We start from the raw sequence: 2629 nt of genomic DNA, 5'->3' as shown, positions 1-2629 counted from the left end.
CGAGTGGCCGTGCCTTCACAAGCATATCATTGGCGCGGAACGATGGCAAGACGCCTGCTCCACGCACTCCGATATTGTGCCGCGGACTACGTCCTGGGCCCCGGAGCACCGTTACGCCCGGCCACCGGTAAAGCGTCCGTTTTGACTGTTCGCCGATGGAAACGGAGGCCGTCTCCGTCCAGCCCTGATGCCCGCATCCCGTTCCCGCGGAACGCAGAACAGGGGGATCAGCGGGGCCGCAGTCGGTGCGCCCTCCCCGAGACGGCGTCGGGCGGACCCCGTCGCTCAGAGCGCGTCGGCCTCCAGCACCGTGCGGGCCCGGTCGGGGTAGTCGGTGATGAGGCCGTCGACCCCGAGGCGGATGAGGCGGGTCATGGCGTCGGGGTCGTTGACGGTCCAAGGGACCAGCGCCAGACCCCGGTTGTGCACCGCCGAGACGAGGGCGTCGTCGACGAGTTCTGCGTTTGGGCTGTAGATGTCCGGCACGAAGGAGAGCGTCGTCAGATTGTCGTCGAGCCCCTGATTGCCGGCCCGGCCCACGAGCAGGGCGATTCGCACCGTCGCGTTCTGCCGGTGGGCGGCCTCGAGGGTGCGCGGGTCGAACGACTGAATCGTCGTCCGCGGCGCCACGCCCGCCGCCGTCACGACCGCCAGGACCCGCCGCACGAACGTCTCGGGCTCGGGGTGCAGGGTACCATCCCAGTCGGGCCGGCTCTTCGTCTCGATATTGTAGAAGACGGGGCCCCGATCGTGCGTGTCGTCGTACGTCTCGGCCATCTGGAGCACGTCGCGCAGCCGCGGCTTCGGCGCCGAGACCGACTCCTGCTCGGGGAAGTCCTCGAGCGTCCGGCCACAGTCGTACGACGCGATCCGCTCGTAGGACATCTCGTAGATCTTGTGGGCCCGCGCCTCGCCTTCCGGGATCGGGGCGCCGTCGGGCGTAAGGCACTTCGCCCGGGCCATCCAGGGCTCGTGGGACACGACCACCACACCGTCGGCGCTGACGACGACGTCCATCTCGAGGGTCGTGACGCCCAGCTCCAGGGCCCGCCGGAAGGCGGGGATCGTGTTCTCGGGGACGAGCCCACGGGCGCCCCGGTGCCCCTGCAGGTCGAAGCCGTTGGGGCGACGCGTCGTGTCGGGGAACGACTGGGAACGGGCGTCCGCCATGGGGACCGCGAGGAGAATACAGACGGAAGCGATGATCCCCTTCCACCACCGGGGGCGACACCTGAGACCCATGTGCTCGTCGGGAACGGGAAAGAGGCTGCAGGATATCGCTCCTACGTCCCGGGGGCCCTCCGGTTCAGTCTCCCCTCCGGGCCGAGACGACCGGATCTCACCCTAAACCGAGGTCCGGAGGGCACCGGCCCCTTTCCCTCCGGTGGTGCCCGAACAGAGAAGGCGGAACGGCGCGTGCGGGGACGGGCCCTGCCTCTGTGCGACGTACCGCCTTCGGGGTGAGAAAATCACCAGCGATTGCCGTGCCGTTCCGCGCAGGAGCGGGCCGTCCCCACGAGGATCGTTTTAAGAGCGCGTAGAGGCAGGGTCGGGGGAGCTTCGTAGGTGGCACTTCTACCGGCGTACCCCTACCTTATAAAAGATGTGGGCGCCCACACACGCCCACGACCCTTCTCCTCGCTTTTTCCAGACCCCCTTCGGAGCATGGAAGCGGACGACAGCCGCGTCATTCCCATCAACATTGAGGAGGAGATGAAGTCCTCCTACATCGACTACTCGATGTCGGTGATCGTGAGCCGCGCGCTGCCGGACGTGCGCGACGGCCTCAAGCCGGTGCACCGCCGCGTCCTGTACGGCATGCACGAGCTCGGCCTCACCCAGGGGGCCAGCTACAAAAAGAGCGCCCGGATCGTCGGGGAGGTGCTCGGCAAGTACCACCCGCACGGCGACTCGTCGGTCTACGACACACTGGTGCGGATGGCCCAGCACTTCTCGATGCGCTACCCGCTGGCCGACGGGCAGGGCAACTTCGGCTCGATCGACGGCGACTCGGCGGCGGCGATGCGGTACACCGAGGCCCGGATGACGCGCATCGCCGAGCAGATGATGCAGGACATCGGCAAGGAGACCGTCGACACGCAGGAGAACTTCGACGGGACGATGGAGGAGCCGGTCGTCCTCCCGGCGGCGTTTCCCAACATGCTGGTGAACGGGGCCGACGGCATTGCCGTGGGCATGGCCACGAAGATTCCGCCGCACAATCTGGGGGAGACGATCGACGCGACGGTCGCCTACATCGACGATCCGGAGATCGAGATCGACGACCTGATGGATCACCTCCCGGCGCCGGACTTCCCGACCGGGGGCATCATCTACGGCTACAAAGGGGTCTACGAGGCCTACCACTCGGGCCGCGGCCGTGTCGTCATGCGGGCGAAGATGCACGAGGAGGAGGTGCCCAGCGGCCGGCGCGCGCTCATCGTGACCGAGATGCCGTACCAGGTCAACAAGAGCCGCGAGATCGAGCGCATTGCCGACCGGGTGCGGCAGGACCGGATCGAGGGCATCGCCGACCTCCGCGACGAGAGCGACCGCGACGGCCTCCGGGTCGTGATTGAGCTGAAGCGGGACGCCAACGCCGAGATCGTCAAGAACCAGGTCTACAAGC

At 67.6% G+C, this 2629-nt stretch carries 2 protein-coding genes; one reads left to right on the top strand and one right to left on the bottom strand.

Annotation, left to right across the window (positions count from 1 at the left end):
- Window positions 1-285: 285 nt before the first annotated feature.
- Window positions 286-1170, bottom strand: a complete 885-nt coding sequence (locus tag V5A20_RS14060) for a glycerophosphodiester phosphodiesterase family protein (RefSeq protein ID WP_332327652.1) — start codon at window positions 1168-1170, stop codon at window positions 286-288.
- A gap of 495 nt (window positions 1171-1665) precedes the next feature.
- On the opposite strand from V5A20_RS14060, the gene V5A20_RS14055 reads away from it, so the two are divergent.
- A partial coding sequence (locus tag V5A20_RS14055) for a DNA gyrase subunit A (RefSeq protein ID WP_332327651.1) occupies window positions 1666-2629 on the top strand: 964 nt, incomplete at its 3' end.

This window comes from Salinibacter sp., assembly GCF_036626415.1.
Taxonomy (GTDB): Bacteria; Bacteroidota; Rhodothermia; order Rhodothermales; family Salinibacteraceae; genus Salinibacter.
The sequence above is the reverse complement of the archived record's forward strand: the minus strand, read 5'-3'. Positions and strand labels throughout refer to the sequence as shown.